15 protein-coding genes are annotated in these 20,404 nt (G+C 62.1%); 3 read left to right on the top strand and 12 right to left on the bottom strand.

From position 1 onward, the window contains the following. Positions 1-3 precede the first annotated feature (3 nt). The 6 genes from ABC383_RS19120 to hrpA all read right to left on the bottom strand — a co-directional run bounded on the left by ABC383_RS19120 (position 4) and on the right by hrpA (position 10,619). Positions 4-2,013: a GNAT family N-acetyltransferase gene (locus ABC383_RS19120; protein WP_413016029.1), complete on the bottom strand. Its 2,010-nt coding sequence runs from the start codon at positions 2,011-2,013 to the stop codon at positions 4-6. 110 nt (positions 2,014-2,123) lie between these two features. Continuing rightward, positions 2,124-3,275, bottom strand: a complete 1,152-nt coding sequence (locus ABC383_RS19115) for a DegT/DnrJ/EryC1/StrS family aminotransferase (RefSeq protein ID WP_413016027.1) — start codon at positions 3,273-3,275, stop codon at positions 2,124-2,126. Between the two features lie 82 nt (positions 3,276-3,357). Further along, positions 3,358-4,515 (bottom strand): MraY family glycosyltransferase, encoded by a 1,158-nt coding sequence (locus ABC383_RS19110; protein ID WP_413016025.1) that lies wholly within the window; start codon positions 4,513-4,515, stop codon positions 3,358-3,360. 615 nt (positions 4,516-5,130) lie between these two features. Next, the gene (locus ABC383_RS19105) at positions 5,131-6,267 is read right to left on the bottom strand and encodes a polysaccharide biosynthesis/export family protein (RefSeq protein WP_413016023.1); all 1,137 of its coding nucleotides are present in this window, start codon (positions 6,265-6,267) and stop codon (positions 5,131-5,133) included. A gap of 109 nt (positions 6,268-6,376) precedes the next feature. After that, positions 6,377-6,556: a hypothetical protein gene (locus ABC383_RS19100; protein ID WP_413016022.1), complete on the bottom strand. Its 180-nt coding sequence runs from the start codon at positions 6,554-6,556 to the stop codon at positions 6,377-6,379. A gap of 145 nt (positions 6,557-6,701) precedes the next feature. Further along, the gene (gene hrpA / locus ABC383_RS19095; RefSeq protein ID WP_413016020.1) at positions 6,702-10,619 is read right to left on the bottom strand and encodes an ATP-dependent RNA helicase HrpA; all 3,918 of its coding nucleotides are present in this window, start codon (positions 10,617-10,619) and stop codon (positions 6,702-6,704) included. Between the two features lie 55 nt (positions 10,620-10,674). On the opposite strand from hrpA, the gene argA reads away from it, so the two are divergent. The 3 genes from argA to ABC383_RS19080 all read left to right on the top strand — a co-directional run bounded on the left by argA (position 10,675) and on the right by ABC383_RS19080 (position 13,403). Continuing rightward, positions 10,675-11,985, top strand: a complete 1,311-nt coding sequence (gene argA / locus ABC383_RS19090) for an amino-acid N-acetyltransferase (RefSeq protein WP_194712686.1) — start codon at positions 10,675-10,677, stop codon at positions 11,983-11,985. Between the two features lie 81 nt (positions 11,986-12,066). After that, entirely contained in the window at positions 12,067-12,339 is a 273-nt protein-coding gene (locus ABC383_RS19085; RefSeq protein WP_413016018.1) for an oxidative damage protection protein, read from the top strand. Between the two features lie 338 nt (positions 12,340-12,677). Further along, the gene (locus tag ABC383_RS19080) at positions 12,678-13,403 is read left to right on the top strand and encodes a WbqC family protein (protein WP_413016431.1); all 726 of its coding nucleotides are present in this window, start codon (positions 12,678-12,680) and stop codon (positions 13,401-13,403) included. An 11-nt stretch (positions 13,404-13,414) separates the two neighbouring features. On the opposite strand, the gene ABC383_RS19075 is transcribed toward ABC383_RS19080, so the two are convergent. The 6 genes from ABC383_RS19075 to ABC383_RS19050 all read right to left on the bottom strand — a co-directional run bounded on the left by ABC383_RS19075 (position 13,415) and on the right by ABC383_RS19050 (position 20,221). Continuing rightward, positions 13,415-14,404 carry a leucine-rich repeat domain-containing protein gene (locus tag ABC383_RS19075; protein ID WP_413016016.1) on the bottom strand — a complete coding sequence of 330 codons (990 nt, stop codon included), beginning with the start codon at positions 14,402-14,404 and terminating at the stop codon, positions 13,415-13,417. Next, positions 14,391-14,843, bottom strand: a complete 453-nt coding sequence (locus tag ABC383_RS19070) for a flavodoxin family protein (RefSeq protein ID WP_413016014.1) — start codon at positions 14,841-14,843, stop codon at positions 14,391-14,393. The genes ABC383_RS19075 and ABC383_RS19070 overlap by 14 nt, the downstream gene beginning before the upstream one ends. Before the next feature lie 88 nt (positions 14,844-14,931). Beyond that, positions 14,932-15,693, bottom strand: a complete 762-nt coding sequence (locus ABC383_RS19065; protein WP_413016012.1) for an acetyltransferase — start codon at positions 15,691-15,693, stop codon at positions 14,932-14,934. A gap of 223 nt (positions 15,694-15,916) precedes the next feature. Next, on the bottom strand, positions 15,917-16,588 hold the full coding sequence (gene rpiA, locus ABC383_RS19060; RefSeq protein ID WP_413016010.1) for a ribose-5-phosphate isomerase RpiA: 672 nt from the start codon (positions 16,586-16,588) through the stop codon (positions 15,917-15,919). A 58-nt stretch (positions 16,589-16,646) separates the two neighbouring features. After that, the gene (locus tag ABC383_RS19055) at positions 16,647-17,981 is read right to left on the bottom strand and encodes a hemolysin family protein (protein ID WP_413016008.1); all 1,335 of its coding nucleotides are present in this window, start codon (positions 17,979-17,981) and stop codon (positions 16,647-16,649) included. Between the two features lie 92 nt (positions 17,982-18,073). Beyond that, the gene (locus ABC383_RS19050) at positions 18,074-20,221 is read right to left on the bottom strand and encodes a sensor histidine kinase (RefSeq protein WP_413016006.1); all 2,148 of its coding nucleotides are present in this window, start codon (positions 20,219-20,221) and stop codon (positions 18,074-18,076) included. Positions 20,222-20,404 lie beyond the last annotated feature (183 nt).

Below are 20,404 nucleotides of genomic sequence, written 5' to 3'. Positions count from 1 at the left end.
TCTTCATCCTTGTCTGGCAAGTCCCATCAATTGACGCCGCCACAGGAAGCCGCAGGTTTCCCGGGCATACGACGAGGCGGCGGCCGCAAGCGCCATGAGCAGCAGTCCGATCGCGGCCAGCGACAGGCTCAGCATCAGCCGGTCCTGCGGCAACGTCACCGCCGCATGCAGCATGTAAGCGGCAAGCATGGGCGGCGCGGCGATAAGGCAGATATCTGCGCAGAGCCATTGCATGTGCTGGCCCGGCATGAAGCGCCGGTGTATCAGCGGCACCCACAGCAGCAGGTAGGCCAGGTTGGAGGCTAGCCAGGCATAGGCGGCGCCGGTGGCGCCGTAGCGGCTCGTGCCCCAGATCAGCGCAGGGATCAGCAGCACGGTGATCAGGGCGCCGCCGATCACATGCAGCCGCATCTTGCCGGCGGCAAACTGCAGCAGGTAAGGCATGGCGCTCAGCGCAAGCACGCCGTTGCCGAGCGCATACAGCGACAGGACCGGCGCGGCATGCGCGGCGGCCGTCGCGTCCCCGGTCCATGCCCACAGCACTTCCCGCGGGAAGAAGGCCAGCAGCAGCGCGGCCGGAATGCACAGCACCGCCACGATCTGGGTCGCCTTGCGATAGAGAAAAACCACGCCGCGTGCGTCGCCCGTGGCCAGGATGCTGGTCATCCTCGGCTGCAGCGCCGTGCTGATCGGGCCGCTGATGAGCATGACGCCGCCGGCGACCAGCACGGCCAGCGTGAAGTAGCCGTACTCGGTCAGCGGCAGCATTCTCGACAGCACCAGCTTGTCGGTCTGGGTGATGAGCACCCAGACCGAACTAGTGAAGGCGATGCTGAGCGAGAAGGCCAGCACGCCGCGCAATGGCGCCAGCTCCCAGCGCAGCGCACCGGCATGGCGCGCAAGGGGCAGCAGCCGGTAGGTTTGGCGTACCAGCCAGGCGGTCTCGAACATCGCCACCGCAAGCTGGAAGCCGAAGAAGTGCGTCGGGCTGCTGCCCGCTACGAGGAAGACAGGCAGCACCAGCACGGCGCGCATGGTGACAATGGCGACATTGAAGCCATTGAGCCAGATCTGCCGTTCCAGCCCGATGATGGCGCTGCGGTACAGGCCGCTGATCCAGCGCAGCGCGATGATGATTGCCATGAGCATCACGGCATGGCGCACTTCGGACAGCGGCAGGTCCTGCGCCTTGAGCCAGTGGCTCGAAATCGGGCCGGCCGCGATGATGATGGCTGCCGCACCCAGCAGCGCGGTGGCGACGAAGATCCCCTCGAAGGCCCGCATCAGGCGGCGCAGGCTCAGGATGTCGGTGGCGCCGCCATGGAAGCGGGCCATCTCGCGCGACATGGTTGGCGTCAGGCCCAGGTCCAGCAACTGGAACCACATCTGCAGCATCGCGAAGAAGCCGACCAGCCCATAGGCTTCGGCGCCCATGTAATGCAGGTAGAGCGGCACCATGGCAAGGTTGGCCACGGTCATGTAAATCTGCCCGCCGTAGTTGGCAACCACGTTGGCCTTGAGCGATGCGGCCTGCTGCGCCAGCCCGTCCTCGCGTCCGGCGTCGTCCTGCGACAGGCGGCGCTCCATGTACAGGCTGGCCCCCTCTACTTCACCCTTCTCGGTGAAGCCCATCGCCCTGTAGAGCGCGATCGCTTCCCGGTTGTCCTTGCCGACCTCCAGCCGGTAGACAAGAAAGCCGGCCTGGGTCAGGTAGTCCAGGCTCTGCTGCACCAGCCGCCTGGCCAGGCCGCGGCCGCGATAGTCGCTGCGCACCAGCAGCATGCTCATGTAGGCCAGCCGGCGTTCCGGGTCGTTGCAATAGAAAGCGAGAAAGGCGATCAGGGTGCCGTCCGCCCTTAGCCCGGCGATTCTTGCATGGCCCGTGATCTTTCTTGCATAGGCGGCAAGATCGATGGAAGACAGGAAGGATGGCGCTGATTCTTCGTACTCCTGCCGCAGCAATGCCTCCACTTCTTCGGCTGTCTGGCTCGCGCTCTCGGAAAGTTCATGCATATGCATTGCACTGTTATTGATTGGTGTTGGCCAAAAGCCGCGTGTCGATGGACGGCTGCAGCCTTCCGCTTGCAGGCGGATGGCCGCCAGCCGTCTGCGGCCGCGCCTCGTCAGCGGCCGGCATGCGCAATGACATCGACGATGGCAAACACCTCGTTATTGGTCAGAGCCGGATAGATCGGCAGGCACAGCACCTTGCGCGCCGCCTCGCTTGCCACCGGCAGGTTGTCCCGATGCGCCGACGGCAGGCCGCGATACATCGGGAACTCGCTGATGAGCGGATAGAAGTAGCGTCGCGCGAAGATATTGTTCTCGCGCAGCAGCTGGTAGAGGCCGTCGCGGCTGAGCGGAAAGTCGGGCTCGACCAGTATCGGGAAGTAGGAATAGTTGGCCATCGCCTCGCCGCTGCCGCACACGCAGCGTATGCCTTCGACGCCTTCCAGGTACTCGCGATACAGCGCGTCGATCTGGCGGCGCCGCGCCATCGCGCCGTCGATGTGCTGCAGCTGCAGCATGCCGAAGGCGGCGTTGATCTCGCTCATCTTGCCGTTGATGCCGGAAGCCACGACCGTGACTTCGTCGACGAAGCCGAAGTTCTTCAGATGGTCGATGCGCTGCTTGGTGCGGGCATCCGGGCAGACGATGGCGCCGCCCTCGAAGGTATTGAAGACCTTGGTGGCATGAAAGCTCAGCACCGACAGGTCGCCATGCCGCAGTATGCTGCCGCCTTCGTCCTCGACGCCGAAGGCGTGGGCCGCATCGTAGATCACCTTGAGGTTGTAGTTGTCGGCGATCTTCTGGATCGCCTCGACATTGCAGGGATGGCCGTAGCAATGCACCGGCATGATGGCCGTGGTATGCGGCGTGATGGCCGCCTCGATCCGGGCCGGGTCCATGTTCAGGGTGTTGGGGTCGATGTCGACGAACACCGGCTTGATGCCGTTCCACAGCAGCGAATGGGCGGTCGCGACGAAGGAGTACGGCGTGGTCAGCACCTCGCCGGTAATGCGCAGGGCCTGCAGCGCCGTCACCAGGCCCAGCGTGCCGTTGGAGAACAGGGCGACATGCTTCACGCCGAGGTAGTCGCACAGCGCGCTTTCCAGCTGCTGATGAAACGGCCCGCCATTGGTCAGCACCCTGCTGTTCCAGATCTTGGTCAGATAGGGAATGAACTCGGCCAGCGGCGGCAGGTAGGGCTGCGTGACATAGATCGGCGACTCGAGATCGGCGTGAATTGGTGCGATGGATTTGATACTGCTCATGACTCCCCCGAAAGACTTTGGCTACACATCAGACAACGTTGAATGGCCCCATTCCCTGCATGACCCGCGTGGCCGGCGCCGGTCAGACCACCGTTTCCTTGCTGACCCGCCTGAAGCCGAGCAGCACCATTGGCCGCAGGCACCAATGCCCGCGCACCAGCCGGCCATAGACCGCGAGGTACACGAACACCTGAAACAGCGTGATCAGGAAGGCCGCGGGGATGGTGCGTCCGTAGCGCACGGCGACCGCGGTGGTCAGCACCAACCAGGGCACGATCAGGCAGGCGACGGCGGCATTGCGCCGCCATGGTTGGTGCGCCGATGCGGGCAGGCGGGTGCAGATCAGGCGCCGGTAGATCAGGGTATGCAGATGCAGCCGGTCCGGCGCGCCTGGCGCGACCTTGCGTATCACCCGGCGCCGGTACATGCTGAACAGGACCTCGGTGACGGGATAGGCGCAGATGGCCAGCAACTGCCAGGCCGTGATCTGCGCATTGCGCACCACCAGCAATACCGCCATCTCGCCAATCCAGAAGCCCAGCAGGTAAGCGCCGCCGTCTCCCATGAACAGGCGCCCGGTGGGGAAGTTCAGCAGCGCCAGTCCGATGGCGGCGCCGGCGCCGATCAGGCACAGGTGCATCACGACCTGATCGCCGGCGCCATAGGCCAGAACGGCGATGCCGGCGAGGATCACGGTACCGACGCCGCTGGCAACGCCGTTGAAGCCATCGATGATGTTGATCGAGTTGGCCAGGCCGCCGACGGCGACGGCAGTCACCACCAGCGACACCGGCGCGAATTGAAGCAGCAGATCGAGGCCGACCACGTCCATCCGGTTCAGCGCGGCGCCGAGCAGCCAGGCGCCCAGCAACGCACTGAAAAACGTGGCGATGAGTCGCGCCCGCACCGACACCGACTTGGTCAGATCCTCGGCAAGCCCGGCCAGGAACGCCGGCGCTGCGGCCAGGATGGCGAACAGCATCGGCCTAGCATACTGCTGCAACTCCAGGTTCTTGCCGAAGACATGGATCGACAGGGGTACTGCCAGCAGGCCGGCGATCATGGCCACGCCGCCGATACGCGGCACCGGCCTTTTATGGAACTTCTGAATGCCGGTCAAATCCGAATCCATCGAAAACCGGGCATGCCAGGATTGGGTAAGCAGCACGGCAACGCAGATTGACACGCTGCTCGCGGCCGCTATCGCCATCGCTAAAAGCAGATTGACTTGGTTATCCATGATTTACTGCTTGCTAATGAAAGACGCGGTATGAAAGACGTGGCCAGGCCTCGGCGCTCTTGCAAATAATTCCGTAAAACAGTCCCAATCCGATTAGCTTTTTAGGGAATGAATCCGAATCGGAATAAAGGCTGACTACTTCTCGCCCATTGCTTAACCAAATAAGATTCTCGTTATGCATATTTCTTCTCGTAAATTTATGCAATGCAATAATTTGCTGAATCTGGTCGAGAAAGTTATCAGCAGAGCTAGTTTCCCGCAAAATTTCGGCCACATTTTGGCGATTATCAACCCCGCGATACTTTCAATTTGCTGCGCTGCACAAAAATATTTGAGCGAAAAATGAAATACGAAAGAAAAAAACCGCGACATTGCTCATCGAATTGAACGAGATCGTATTGCGGCTTTAATCAGGGGAAACTAGCGACGGGAGGCGGCAATACCGGCAGGAATCCTTTTTCAGTTCTGCTGGTTTTCAGATGCCATGAAGAGCCACGCCATCGAGCGACAATGACGGAAAAAACAATCAGGCAACCGCAATAAATAGAAATTTCATTTTCTGCGGCATTGCAATAACCCCGAAAAATGATTTCGGGAAATCAGGACGCCAATTGCTTATCTCGGCGGAATAAGGGCTGCCGCGGACGGCATGCCTCCCGGGAATATCTGGCTGATCGTGCGGTACCAGTTTGTCAATGGCGTGGCGGCCACGTAGATGATGTCTTTTGGCTCAAGCTCGAAGCCTTCCGCCAGCGCAAGCGCGCCGGAGCTGGTGGCGCTGAGCTGGTAGACCACGGCCTCGGCCGTCGACTTGCGCACGACATAGATCTGCCGGGCATCGCCGGTCAGCGGGTTGATGCCGCCCGACTCGCCCAATGCTTCGCTCAATGACAGCCGGCCGTTATGCATTTGCAGCGCCCGCGGCCCGACCACTTCGCCCGATACGAAGACCTTGCTTTCGTCGCGCGACCGCACCCGCAGCACGTCGCCGTTGACCAGCATGATGTCGCCGGGATTGACGCCGCGCTGGACCAGTTGCGGCAGATTGATGCGGTAGCTCACGCCCTTGCGGTTCAGCGAAATCTGGCTCTGGTCGGCGGTGGGCTGGAAGCCGCCCGCCCGGTTGATGGCCTCCACCAGGCTCATCGGTATGTCATTGATCGTCTGCACGCCCGGCGTCTTGACCTCGCCGTCCACGTAGATGCGTTTGCTGCGGTAGGACTGCACCGTCAGCGTGACGCTCGGCTTGTTGATGTAATGGGCCAGGCGCGTCGTCAGCAGTTCGCGCGCCTGCGGCTCGGTCAGCCCGGCGATCTTCAACATGCCGACATGGGGATACTGGATGGCCCCCTCCTGGTTCACCACGAAGCTGGCCGGCGTCACCGGCATGGTGGAATTGAAGCCGCCGCTTGCCACGCTTGCGGCATTGGCGGTCAGGGCGCCGCCGCCGAGTTCGGGATGGTCCCAGACCACGATGGAAATCTGGTCGCCGCTTTCGATCGTATAGGGCGCCGGTGGGGTAAGCAGCTGGCTGATGTCGGCGCCTGCATCCTTGTCGCGCCGGTCCTTTTCAGCCCGCAGCAACTGCGGCGTGATCATGTTGACCGGGGGGGCGGCCGCTTCGCCGGCAGTCTGGTCCGTCGTGCCGGCATTGCCGGCCATCCGCATGCCGCTTGTGCCGCAACCGCCCATGACGGCCAGTCCAAGCACGATGAGGGATGCGCGCAGTACCTGTTTCAGGCAATCATTCATGTTCCGTCCACCAACACTCTGAATATGTCGTTCAAATGTAGTATCAGGCACAACTTGTTCATTGAGCTACATCAGAAGGCAGGCGGCCCGCAAGCGCGGCGGAACGGGCCTACTTGCGCCACCAGCGCTCGAACCAGACCGCCAGGGCGATCAGAACCAGAGCGGCAATCAGATAATCGGTGAGGGAAAAAACCATGGCGGCGCCGGAAACAGGTTGGCTTGCAATGTAGGAAGGCGCCACGAGCATCAGGAAAAGGCGGGCGAGAAAGTTTTTCGCAAGAATAAACATGATAGTGGCCAGATAGTTGCCGGCGATTATCGCAAAAATAGTCGTGCACAAGGGCAACTGTAAGCAATAAAACGACACTGTGTGGCGTGCATGCCGCTGGCAGGCAATGCACAACTGACACAAGCAGTCGATAACCGGCACTGCACTAGCGCTGCATCGCCTCCCATACCTTCTGGAGCCGCTTGGCCGACACCGGCATCGGCGTTTTCAGTTCCTGCGCAAACAGCGACACCCGCAGCTCTTCCAGCAGCCAGCGGTATTCCTGCATTTTCGGGTCGCGCGCGCCCTGCCCTTTCTGCGTCCGCTGCCACGGCGCGGCGGCCTGCTGCCATTCCGCCATCAGTTTCGCATCGCGCGACGGGTCGGCGCGCAGCTTGTCCAGCCGCACGCCGATGGCCTTCAGGTAGCGCGGGAAATGGGCCAGCTGCGCGTAGTCGGTATCGACGATGAAGCGCTTGCCGACCAATGCCTGCACCTGCGACTGGATATCGGCCACCGCCTGCGCATGCGCGCGCGCGCCCTGCAGCTTCTTGGGCAGCGCATGGAATTCCGCCAGCACCTGCGCCGCCAGCCGGGCGATCTCGTTGACCAGGAGCCCGAGCCTGCCCTTGCCCTGGTCGCGCCGTGCGCTGAATTCCTCGGCATTCGTCGGCAGCGGCTCCTGCAGGCAGGCGCGGTCCAGGCCGGCCTCGATGATCTGGTCGCGCAATTCCTCCTGCGAGCCCAGCGCCATGTACTGCATGCCCATCTGCTGCAGGCCGGGAATGTTCTTTTCCAGGAACTTGATCTGCTCCTTCAGCTGCAGGGCGAACAGGCGGCGCAGGCCGTTGCGGTGGATGCGCGCCGCCTCCGCCGGGTCGTCGAACACTTCCAGGTCGCAGTGGCTGCCGCGGTCCACCAGCGCCGGGAAGCCGATCAGCTTCTGCCTGCCCTGCTGGATTTCCAGCAGCTCGGGCAATTCGCCGAACGACCAGGTCGTCAGGTTGGTATAGGCGCCCGGCGCGGCGGCAGCCTCCGCATTGCCGCCCTTGCTGTTGCCGGCGCTGCCCTTGCCCGCCGCCGGCGCCGGCGCATCGGCGATCACGGTCTGCTCGGCGATCTTCTGGAACTGCTCGCGCGCCTGGCCGCCGAACTCGGCCTGCAGCGCTGCCAGGTTGCGGCCCATGTCGAGCTGGCGGCCATGCTCGTCGATCACCTTGAAATTCATGAAGTGATGCGCCGGCAGGGTTTCCAGCTTGAAGTCGCCGACCCGGATCATCACGCCGGTCTGCTCGCGCACATCGGCAATCAGCGCATCCAGCAGGCTGCCGCGGCCATGGATCTTGCGCTCCTCCACCCTGGCGACGAAGCCTGCCGCATAGTCGGGCAGCGGCACGCAGTGGCGGCGCAGCTTTTGCGGCAGCGACTTCAGCAGCAGGTGCGCCTTGTCCTTCAGCATGCCCGGCACCAGCCATTCCGCGCGCTCGGCCGACACCTGGTTCAGCGCAAACAGCGGCACCGTCAGCGTCACGCCATCGCGCGCGGCGCCCGGCTCGAAATGATAGGACAAGCCCATCTCGACGCCCGCCACCCGCATTACCTTCGGAAACAGCTCGGTGGTGACGCCGGCGGCTTCATGCCGCATCAGGTCTTCGCGGTTCAGGTAGAGCAGCTTGGGATTATCGGCACTGGCCTGGCGATACCACTTCTCGAAGGCGGCGCCGTTATGGATGTCTTCCGGGACCAGCTCGTCGTAGAACGCGGCGATCAGTTCGTCGTCCACCAGCACGTCGAGGCGGCGCGACTTGTGTTCCAGGTTCTCGATTTCCCGCACCAGCTTCTGGTTATGGGCCAGGAAGGGCGCGCGGGTGTCGAAGTCGCCGCCCACCAGCGCGTCGCGGATGAAGATCTCGCGCGCCTCGGCCGGGTTGATCGCGCCATAGCTGATGCGGCGCTGGCTGTAGACCACCAGACCGTACAGCGTGGCGCGCTCGGACGCCACCACCTGGGCGCCGCGCTTTTCCCAGCGCGGCTCGCCGTATGACTTCTTCAGCAGATGGCCGCCGATGCGCTCCAGCCATTCCGGCTGGATCTGCGCGATCGTGCGGGCATACAGCCGGGTGGTGTCGACCAGTTCGGCCGCCACCATCCAGCGCCCGGCCTTCTTCTGCAGGTAGGAGCCGGGCCAGATATGGAACTTGATGCCGCGCGCGCCGAGATAGAGGTTGTCCTCTTCCGACTTGAAGCCGATATTGCCCAGCAGGCCCGTCAGCAGCGCCGAATGCAGCTGCTCATAGGTGGCCGGCGCCTCGTTCAGGCGCCAGCCCTGCTCGCGCACCACGGTCAGCAGCTGGGTATGCACATCGCGCCATTCACGCAGGCGCATCTGCGACAGGAAGTTGGCGCGGCAGTTGTCCTGCAGCTGGCGGTTGGTCTTCTTGTGCTCGATCGCTTCCTCGAACCACTTCCAGATCTTCAGCCAGCTCAGGAACTCGGACTTGTCATCGGCAAACTTGCGATGCGCCTGGTCGGCCGCGGCCTGCGCTTCCAGCGGCCGGTCGCGCGGGTCCTGCACCGACAGCGCCGAAGCGATGATCAGCATCTCATTCAGGCAGTCGTGGTCGCGGCTGGCCAGGATCATGCGGCCCACCCGCGGGTCCAGCGGCAGCTTGGCCAGTTGCCGGCCCAGCGGCGTCAGCACATTCGCATCGTCCACCGCGCCCAGTTCCTGCAGCAGCTGGTAGCCGTCGGCGATGGCGCGGCCCAGCGGCGGCTCGATGAAGGGGAAGCTTTCGACGTCGGCCAGCTTCAGCGACTTCATGCGCAGGATGACCGCGGCCAGCGACGAACGCAGGATTTCCGGCTCGGTGAATTTCGGCCGCTGCAGGAAGTCCTGCTCGTCATACAGCCGGATGCACACGCCCGCGGCGACACGGCCGCAGCGGCCGGCGCGCTGGTTGGCGGCCGACTGCGCGATCGGCTCGATCTGCAGCTGCTCGACCTTGTTGCGATAGCTGTAGCGCTTCACGCGCGCGGTGCCGGCGTCGACCACGTAGCGTATGCCCGGCACCGTCAGCGAGGTTTCGGCGACGTTGGTGGCCAGCACGATGCGGCGCGCATTGGTCGGCTTGAACACCCGCTCCTGCTCCTGCGCCGACAGCCGCGCAAACAGCGGCAGGATCTCGACATGGGGCGGATGATGCTTGCGCAGGGTCTCGGCCACGTCGCGGATCTCGCGCTCGCCCGGCAGGAACACCAGCACGTCGCCGGAACCGACGCCGCACAGCTCATCGACGGCATCGGCCACCGCGTCCATCAGGTCGCGCTTCTCGCGGCCCTTCTGCGCCGCGGTCGGCGCCGCGCCCGGCTTGGCCGCGCCCTCGCCCGGCTCCACCGGCCGGTAGCGGATCTCCACCGGGTACATGCGGCCCGACACCTCGATCACCGGCGCCGGCGTGCCATTGCGGCCGAAATGGCGGGCGAAGCGCTCGGCATCGATGGTGGCCGAGGTGATGATGATCTTCAGGTCCGGGCGGCGCGGCAGCAGCTGCTTCAGGTAGCCCAGCAGGAAATCGATGTTCAGGCTGCGTTCGTGCGCCTCGTCGATGATGATGGTGTCGTACTGCTTCAGCAGCGGGTCGGTCTGGGTTTCGGCCAGCAGGATGCCGTCTGTCATCAGCTTGACCCAGGCGCCCTTGGTCAGGTTGTCGTTGAAGCGCACCTTGAAGCCGACATGCTCGCCCAGCGGCGAGCCCAGTTCCTGCGCGATGCGGCGCGCGGTCGAGGAAGCGGCGATGCGGCGCGGCTGGGTGTGGCCGATCAGGCCGCGCTCGCCGCGGCCGAGCGCCAGGCAGATCTTGGGCAACTGGGTGGTCTTGCCGGAGCCGGTTTCGCCGCTGACGATGATGACCTGGTGCGCCGCCAGCGCGGCTGTGATCTCGTCGCGCCGGCCCGAGACCGGCAGTTCTTCGGGAAAATGAATCGCGGGAAGCGGATTGCGCAGGGGTGGCTGCCGGCGGCCGTTCTCCTTTGGCTGCAGCGGCTGCGGCGCTTGCGGCGTCTGGGCCTGGGGTTCTCTATGCATGGATTCTTGGAAAGGTTCAGGTGCAGACTGAGCGGACCGAATTATAATGCCGCTCATGGAAAATCCCGTTCAGTTCGTTGCCTGGCTGCGTTCAGTCGCGCCATATATACATGCCTTTCGCGGTAAAACATTCGTGGTTGCCTTTCCGGGCGAGCTGGTCAAGGCCGGCGCGCTGCCGGTGCTGGCCCACGACTTGTCATTGCTGCATGCGCTTGGAATCCGTATTGTGGTGGTGCATGGCTCGCGGCCGCAGGTCGAGGAGCAACTGGCCTTGCGCAATGTCGAGGCCCGTTTCCACAAGGGCATCCGCATCACCGACACGGCGGCGCTGGAATGCGCCAAGGAGGCGGCCGGCGAACTGCGGCTGGACATCGAGGCCGCATTCAGCCAGGGCCTGCCCAACACGCCGATGGCGCATGCCGCCATCCGCATCATTTCCGGCAACTTCGTAACCGCCCGCCCGATCGGCATCATCGAAGGCGTCGACCTCGAACTGACCGGCGTGTCCCGGAAGATCGCATATGAGACCATCCAGCCGATTCTCAATGCCGGCGGCCTGGTATTGCTGTCGCCGCTGGGCTTTTCGCCGACCGGCGAGATTTTCAACCTGACCATGGAAGACGTCGCGGTCGCCGCGGCGATCGCGCTGCGCGCCGACAAGCTCATCTTCATCACCGAAACCCCGATGATGACCGACCTGACCGGGGCCGAGATCCACGAACTGTCCAGCCACCAGGCGCGCGCCATCATCGACAGCGGCGCCCTGCCGCCGGATTCGGCCTTTTATCTGAAGCACGCAATGCAGGCCTGCACCGGCGGCGTGCCCCGCGCCCACGTGGTCTCGTTCTCGACCGACGGCTCGGCGCTGCTGGAACTGTTCACCCACGACGGCGTCGGCACCATGATCTCGTCGCAAAACCTGGAAAGCCTGCGCGACGCCAGCATCGACGACGTCGGCGGCATCCTGAAGCTGATCGAGCCGCTGGAAGCCGACGGCACCCTGGTCAAGCGCGGACGCGAGCTGATCGAGCGGGAGATCGATTATTTCTCGGTGATCGAGCATGACGGCGTGATCTTCGGCTGCGCGGCGCTCTATCCTTTCCCCGAGGAACAGATGGCCGAAATGGCTTGCCTGACGGTCAACCCGGAAGTGCAGGCACAGGGCGATGGCGAACGCCTGCTCAAGCACATGGAGAACCGGGCGCGGGCGGCTGGCGTGAAGAAGCTGTTCGTGCTGACCACCCGCACCGCTCACTGGTTCATCAAGCGCGGCTTCGTGCCGGCCACGGTGGACGACTTGCCGGAAGACCGGCAGCACATGTACAACTGGCAACGCAAGTCGCTCGTGCTGATCAAGACGCTTTGAATGCCCTCTTATACTTTTTAATGCTCTTTAAACGCGCGCATCCAGCCGCACTTATCCGCATCAACCAATTGGAGAATTCTTATGGCCCGCATGGTCCACTGCATCAAACTCAACAAGGAAGCCGAAGGCCTGGATTTCCCGCCCTACCCCGGCGAACTGGGCAAGCGGCTCTGGGAAAACGTATCCAAGGAAGCCTGGGCCGCCTGGCTCAAGCACCAGACCATGCTGGTCAATGAAAACCGCCTGAACCTGGCCGACACCCGCGCCCGCAAATACCTGGCCACGCAGATGGAAAAGCACTTCTTCGGCGAAGGCGCCGATGCGGCGCAGGGTTATGTGCCGCCCGCGGATTGAAGCGCCGCGTGTATTTATCCAGAGCCGCCGCCCGGGCGGCTTTTTTTTTGCCGCGCGAACCGTCATCGCCACGCCTCCATCAGAATGGAATTCTCGGGTTGATCAAGGTTAATGACCCTGCAGGTTTTTCTTTATTTATCTCAACATCAGCGATTTTCTTTCTGGCAGCATTTCAACATCGCAAATGAAGGTGCCAGTCTGCAATGGGCGAAGCGGTAACGGTCGACGCCGTCCTGTGCGTTTTTTAATTGATTCAAGAAACTCAAGGCAAAAGAACCTGTCCAGGTTCTTTTCCTGTTGCTCCGATTCCTGTCACCTTTTCAGCGGAACCTGCTCCAATGAGAGTTAGCGTCATGCAACCCTATGTTTTCCCTTACATAGGGTATTTTCAAATGATTCGGGATGTCGATGTTTTTGTCGTCTTTGACGATGTCAACTTTCGCAAGCGCAGCTGGATCAATCGCAACCGGATACTGCTCAACAATGACGCCCACCTGTTCACTCTGAATTTGAGCGAGGCCAGTTCTTCCAAGCGCATCAATGAAATCGTGATTGGCGACAACCAGCCGACCCTGCTCAAAACGTTTCGCCAGGCCTATTCGCGGGCGCCTTACTTCGAGCAGGTAATGCCCCTGCTCGAAACCCTGTTGCCTTATCCCGAACCGCGGCTCCATCTCTATCTGATGCATCAGCTGGAAAGCATTGCGCGCTATCTCGGCCTGCATACGCGGTTCATCCTTTCCTCCAGCGTGAAAAAGGACAATTCCCTGAAGGGACAGGAAAAGATTCTGGCCATCTGCGAAGCGCTCGGCGCCGACAGCTATACCAATGCCATCGGCGGGCAGCATCTCTATTCGGAAGAGGAATTCGCCAGCCAGGGAATCGATCTCAAATTCATCAAATCCCACGAGATCCGATACCGCCAGTTCGGCGCGGAATTCGTTTCCTGGCTTTCCATCGTGGATGTATTGATGTTCAATTCCGTCAGCGATATCCGCCGCTTTCTGGATGCCTATGACCTGATTTCCGCCGAGGCGCCGGAAGCGGCCATCACGGTGCCGTAAACATCGCGCGTTCAGCCGCCGTCGCGGGTATTCAGCGGACGCGTCCCTAGAAACGTGCCCTGGAATGCAAAAGGCGGCTGCGCGGCCTGATCCGGATTACCGAAATAGGCCAGCCAGGAAAGCCTGGGTAGATTCGACAGTTGTTCGGGAAAAGTCTGGAACCGGTTATTGGCGAGATTTAATTTTTCCAGCTGGTGCAGCCGGCCGAACGTGGTCGGCAAGCGCGTCAGCTGATTCATGTATAGCGTGATTTGCCGCAGGTTCTGCAACTTCCCTATCGTCTCCGGCAATTCGCCTAGCTGGTTTTTGTGCAGCCGGACGGCTTCCAGCGCCCCCAACGCGCCGAAGCAGTCGGGAAGATGGCTGATCCGGGTGTTCACCAGTGTCAGGTAGCGCAGGTTCTGTAATTTTGCGATGTCGGGCGACAACTCCTTCATGGCGGAAACGCCCCAGGTGAAGGTATGCATGCTTGAAAAATCCCAGATGAAGTCGGGAATGAAACGCATCCGGTTGAAATACAGATTCAGGTAACCGATATGCTTTTTCCCCGCGAATACATCGGGAAATTCAGGCAGGCTGTTCTTATGCAGCAGCAATGTGCTGATATTGTCGAATTTCCCCAAGAATGGCGGCAGGGCAGCAAGCCGGTTCACGCCGAGATTGAGGTATTCCAGATCGTCGATACGCGCAATCCAGCCCGGTACGGCGCCCAGGCTGTTGGAGCCCAGATCGAGATGCTTCAGCAATGCCAGTTCACCCATTTCATCCGGCATAGTGCCCAGCATGCACCGCCGCAGATTCAATGTCCGCAGCTGTTTGAGGCGTGCTATCAGCAACAGGATGTCATTCTTTTCCTGCGCCGAGTGGTGGCGGATCAGGCCGCTGAAAATACAATCGTCCGATGCCAGCGAAAGACCGACAACCGACTCGCCTTCCATTTCATGACTGAAATCGCGTCCAATACGACGACGCAGTTCCCGAATGACATCAATATCGTGCATCGCGCTTTTGCACCGCATCGTTGAGCAGGCCGCACCATCGACCCAGGCTATTCCAGTCTCTGCCAGGAAAGGTATCCATCGAAAAAGGCGGAATCAGTTCCTGTCCGCCTGCCTGGCGCAATAAATGGCTCAGGATACGTTCCGCGCCAAAATCAAAATCGTCATAGCCGAAATAATTGCCCAGTTCACATACCGCGTAGAACTTGCCATTCAGATCAGGCCTGCATCCGACAAAGAAAGACTCCATATCCGCCTGCAATTCCTGGTCTCCCGAGGTCGACGTGAAAAAGACCAGCAAATCATAATCGGCAAATAACCTGTCGTCGGTAAGGGTGCTGACATTGACGATATCGATCGGGAAGGAAAGCCATTCCGGCAGTCGCTGCACCACCTTTTTCGTGTTGCCCCATGTGGAGCCGTAGACAAGAAGGGATTTCATCGCGGTATTGCTGTGAAAGCGTCGTAAAGAGGACGGGATAGGCGGCCTGGGCCATGGGGAAGGAAGCGCCGTTCCAGGGAAACCGGGCTTAATCGCACGGTAGATCCAGCCCGTCGACTGCCGGCGCCATCGCTGCTGCGCCATGGCGCTTCCTGGCCTGGCTCGCCCGCTGCAGTGCAAGCGCCAGCCTGGCATCGTCCAGCGCGGCAATGTCTGATGAGCCCGCGCTGACGAAGGAAGCCGGCGGCACCGTGCCGGAAAGCACCGCGCCATGCGACACCCAGCTGCGTGCGCCCAGGTCGGTATTGTTGGCCAGCGTGGCATTGAGCCCGACAAAGCAGTGGTCGCCAACGTTCGCCCATCCGCCCACGGCGACGCTGCCGCTCAGAAAGCAGTGATGACCGATGCGGGCATGGTGACTGATCTGGTTGCCGCACCAGAGCACGACGTTATCGCCGATGCTGGCATAAGGCTGGACGCAATTGTTCTCGAAAATGAAGCAATGCTCTCCCAGCGTCGCATTGCGCCATACAAAGGCGCGCGAACTGACGTAGCGGGCCAGTCGGTATCCCTGCTGCCTGGCCCGCTGACAGATCCGTTCCCGCAGCCGGTTCAGATCGGCATAGACGACCGCGGCAAAGAAGGCATGGTCCTCCGGTGGAAAAGCAGCGCGGAGGTCCTCGAACGCGACCACTGGCAGGCCAAACTTGCGGCATTCCCCCGGTTCCAGGTAGGCGCGGTCGACGGCGAACGCCACGACTTCATAGTCGGAATCCCAGGTGAAATATTCGTAGGCGATATCGGCAAAATCTTCAACGCCGAAAATGACCAGCTTGGTGGTTTTACGCACGGCCTCTGCCATAGAGTGATTGAAGGAAAGACGCCATTCATCATACTCGCCGGCTTTTCGTTATGAAATTAAAAACAAATTCAAGCCGATCCAGATGCAACCTTAGCTTTTCCTTCAAACAAAACGCGTGTTCCAAATCAAAACATGCGTGGTCGGCCGTCCGCGTAAGTTCCGCAAGCAGTGACGGCCTGTGGACAGTCACGGCTTGCCAGTGGGAACATTTTTAAAACACCAGCTTCTTGACGCCTTCGCTGGTGCCCAGCAGCGCAACGTCGGCGCAGCGCTGCGCAAACAGGCCTACCGTCACCACGCCGACGATATTGTTGACAGTCGCTTCGAACTGGGCCGGATTGCCGATCTGCAAGCCTGCCACGTCCAGGATGTAGCAGCCGTTGTCGGTGACGAGCGGCTGGCCATCCTTCATGCGCAACGTCGGCTGGCCGCCCAGCGCTGCCAGCTTGCGGCTGACGACGCGATGCGACATCGGGATCACTTCCACCGGCAGCGGGAACTTGCCCAGGGTGTCGACCAGCTTGGAGCCGTCGGCGATGCAGATGAACTTGTCCGCCGCCGAGGTAACGATCTTCTCCCGCGTCAATGCCGCGCCGCCGCCCTTGATCATCGCGCCCTGGGCGTTGATCTCGTCCGCGCCATCGATATAGACCGGCAGGGAATCCACCTCATTCAAATCGAACACGCGGATGCCATGCGAACGCAGCCGGGCCGCCGTGGCTTCCGAGGACGCGACCGCGCCCTGGATGCGGTCACGCACCTTGCCCAGTTCGTCGATGAAGAAATTGGCGGTGGAGCCGGTGCCGACGCCGATGATGGCGCCGTCTTCCACGTAATCGATGGCTGCGCGGGCAACCGCCTGCTTTTGTTCGTCCTGGGTCATGATGGTGAAGGCAAAAAGGGAAAAGCGGCATTTTACGCGCTTGGCCTTCAGCCGTCCTTCAGACGCCGGTCTCTTCCCCGCTGTTTTTTCGCGGGTAGATGCGCAGCAGCACGATGCGCGGCCCGTTCATTTTCTTCACCACCACGTCGAACTGGGCGAACGCGATCTTCTGTCCCTCGCGCGGAATGTCGCCCAGCTTTTCCATTACCAGGCCGCCGACCGAGTCGGCCTCTTCCAGGTCGACCTCCTCGTTTTCCACGTCGATACCCAGCGCCCGCTCCAGCGTGAAAATCGGCAGGCTGCCCTTGCCCATCAGGGTGCCGTCGTCCAGCCGGGTCCAGTCGTTGTCGCTCTGGCGGAACTCATCGCGGATTTCACCCACGAGCGCACCCAGCAGGTTGTCCAGGGTCAGGAAGCCGAGCGGCTTGTGCCCCTTCTTGCCCACCACGGCGAAATGCGGCGCCCCGGTGCGGAAGCGGCGCATCAGTTCCACCGCCGGCATGCGCGGCGTCACATGCGACACCGGCCGCAGGAAGGGCGTCAGGTCGGTGATCTTGCGGCCGTCCTGCTCCGCCAGGAACAGGTCCTTCAGATGAATCACGCCCAGGACTTCGATGCCGTCCTCGGCAAAATAGGGATAGCGGCTATAGCGCGTGCGATAAACAGTGGCCAGGTTTTCCGCCAGCGAGAGGCCGCGGTGCAAGGCGGCAATTTCATGGATGGGGCGCATCAGGTCGGCCACGTCGAGGTCGCCGAAGTCCAGCGTCTGCGCCAGCACATTCCATTCGTCGGCGCTGAACTTGCTGCTGTTGCGGCTGCTGCGCAGGATCAGCTTCAGCTCCTCCGCCGAATAATGCGTATCGTGGCCGCCGGAGGCATTCAGGCCAGCCAGGCGCAGCACGCCGTTCGCGCTGGCATTTAACACCCAGATGATCGGATACATCGTCCAGTAGAAGCTGTACAGGGGCGTTGCGGCCCAGAGGCCGATGCGCTCGGGGTAACGGATTGCCATCGACTTGGGCGCCAGCTCGCCGACCACGATATGCAGGAAGGAAATCAGGAAGAACGCGAAGAAGAAGGACACGCCATGGATGATTTCGGGCGACGTCACGCCCGCCATCGCGAACAGCGGCTCCAGCAGGCGGGCAAAGGCGGGTTCGCCGACCCAGCCCAGGCCCAGCGAAGCCAGCGTGATGCCGAGCTGGCAGGCCGAAAGATAAGCATCGAGCTGGCCGTGCACCTTGGCCAGCATGCGGCCGCGCAAGCCATGGGTCCTGGCGATGGCGCGGATGCGGGTCTGCCGCAACTTGACCAGGCCGAATTCGGCGGCCACGAAAAATCCGTTCAATGCGACCAGGAACAGGGCAAGAACGACCAGCAAAAAGTTGTTCATACAAAAGTTGTTGTTGGCGAACAGGCATTATCAGCGAGATTGGCCACTTGTGCTAATAACACGCGGACGGGGCGAGCACGCCAGGCAGCCCTTCACAACGGCAGGCAGATGACCAGGGTCAGGCCGATTCCCGGCGCGCTGACGATATCGAACTTGCCGCCCAGCGCCACGACCCGCTCGCTGATGCCAGCCAGGCCGAAGTTGCCTGCGCGGCGACAGTCTTCCGGCTGCGCGCCCCTGCCGTTGTCGGCGATGGTCATGTTGACCGCGCCGGCATTGCTGCCCAGGGTAATCGTGACCTCGCTGGCATCTGCATGCCGCACGACATTGGCCAGGGCTTCCTGGACAATGCGAAACAGCGCAGTCGCCACGCGCTCTTCGAGGATGGCGGCGCCGCTGTTCCAGGCCAGGTGGCAATGGATGCCGCTGCGGCGCTGGAACTGGCCGACCAGCCATTCGATTGCCGCGTCCAGGCCCAGGTCCAGCACCGGCGGACGCAGGTCATTGATGATGTTGCGCACCGCCCTGATGCTGCTATCGATATGCGACAGCGCCAGCCCGACACGCTCGCCCAGCCGGGCATGCCCACAGACGCGAGCATAGAGGCTGGCAACATCGAGCCGCAGGGCCATTAGTGTCTGTCCCAGCTCATCATGGATTTCCAAGGCAATACGCTTGCGCTCCTGTTCCTTGATCGACTCCCGGTGCGCCGTCAGTTCGCGCAAGGCTTGCTCGGAGCGCTTGCGCTGGCTGATGTCCCGGCCTGTGCCGCGGTAGCCGGCAAACTGCCCATCCTCATCGAACACCGGCTCACCATTGACGCTCAGCCAGACTTGTTCATTGGGCGTCAGCGTCAGCAGGTATTCGAAATTCTGGAACGGCTGGTGCGCCTCCACCAGCGCCCGGTGCGCGGCCAGTTCCTCGGGATCAACCGACAGCGCCACGTCCCAGCGCGTGCGGCCGATCACCCTGGCCAGCATGGCCGGGGTTTCCTTCACCTTGCGCCCCGCCAGCAGGCGGAAACGGTAAGCGATGTCCTGTTCCCAGTACCAGTCGGACGAGAGTTCCACCAGGCGCCGGAAACGATCCTCGCTGCGGCTCAGGGCCAGCGCGATGTCGCGGCGCTCGACGATGTCCCGGTTCAGCATCGCATTGGCATGCGCCAGGTCCAGCGTGCGCCGGTTCAATTTCCGCAGATAGGCTGCGGCCGACAGGGTCGAGGCCAGGCCCAGCAACAGCACCAGGAGGGAACCCGCATGATGCTCTGGCAGGAATTTTCCTGCAGCGATGGCCGTGAGGCGCCAGGCGCTGCCGGCGATGTCGATATCCTCATGCAGCAACAGAGGCCGGGCGCCGAACAGCCTGGCCACATGCTCTTCAAGCCAGAACACATCCGACGCCGGTTGGTCGCTGCGGAAAACTTCCTCCTGCATCTGTCCCGCAACCAGTGAATGCACGCTCACCGTCAATCTTGAACGGCCCGCCACCGTGGTCGAGGCCAGTATCCGCGCAAACAGTTCATCGGCGATAAAGACGGCGGCGTTGTATCCGACCACGCGCACCGGCGCAGTGCCGTCCCCGCCGTCTTTCCCGGCATGGACGGGCAACAGCACCAGGAAGCCTTTTCTCATTCCCTTGTACTGCGGCAGTCCGAACAGGGCCGTCGCCGCCGGCAGGCCAAGCTGCGCAGCCCGTCGCGCCGCTAGGTTATGCACTTCCAGGAAGCTCGAATCCATGCCAAGCACCACTTCATTCCCGGCCAGCGGCTCGATGTATTCGACGACCCGGTATGTCGGGCGGTCGCCGGCACGAACCAGGCTGCCATCCGGCGCCAGTTCGGTAATGTCGAATCCGGGAAAGCGCAGACGCATGCGCGCTTCATACGCCGCCCGCTCCTGGGCCGGGATAATCCGCTGGAACCCCAGCGCGACGAGGTAGGGATATGCCTTCAGCAGGGGCCGGGCATAGGTCCTGAACTGTTCGGCGCTGACCATATCCACTGCGGCAAACAGATGATTCACACCATGCAGGGCCGCCATCGCCCCTTCCGTCCCGATGCGGATTGCGGTGAAGCGACGCTGTGCAAGGTCGCGAAAGTGAAGCTCTTCCTGACGCGTTTCCAGCCGGCTTACCAGGAAAAAAAGCGCTCCGGTGGCGCACAGGCCGGCCAGGAATACCGACAGCAATGCCATGCGCGCCGATACCGGCGGCAAAGCGGACGTGCGACGCGATAGCGGCATGGGCCTCCCGGCTGGCGCAAGGGTGCTTCGTACGGAATCGGGGCAATTGGGTCACAAAGCAGGCAGACGGCGGGAGCGGCAGGCGCCGGCCGAGGGGGATTCTATTTCAGCCCGGAGGCTGCCTCAACAGAATTGTCGAGCGAATCGCCGCTTTCAGCGGTCCGGCATGAAACCGGAATCGGT

This window comes from Noviherbaspirillum phoenicis (assembly GCF_047237965.1).
Taxonomy (GTDB): Bacteria; Pseudomonadota; Gammaproteobacteria; order Burkholderiales; family Burkholderiaceae_D; genus Noviherbaspirillum_A.
This window is presented reverse-complemented; position numbering and strand designations above follow the sequence as displayed.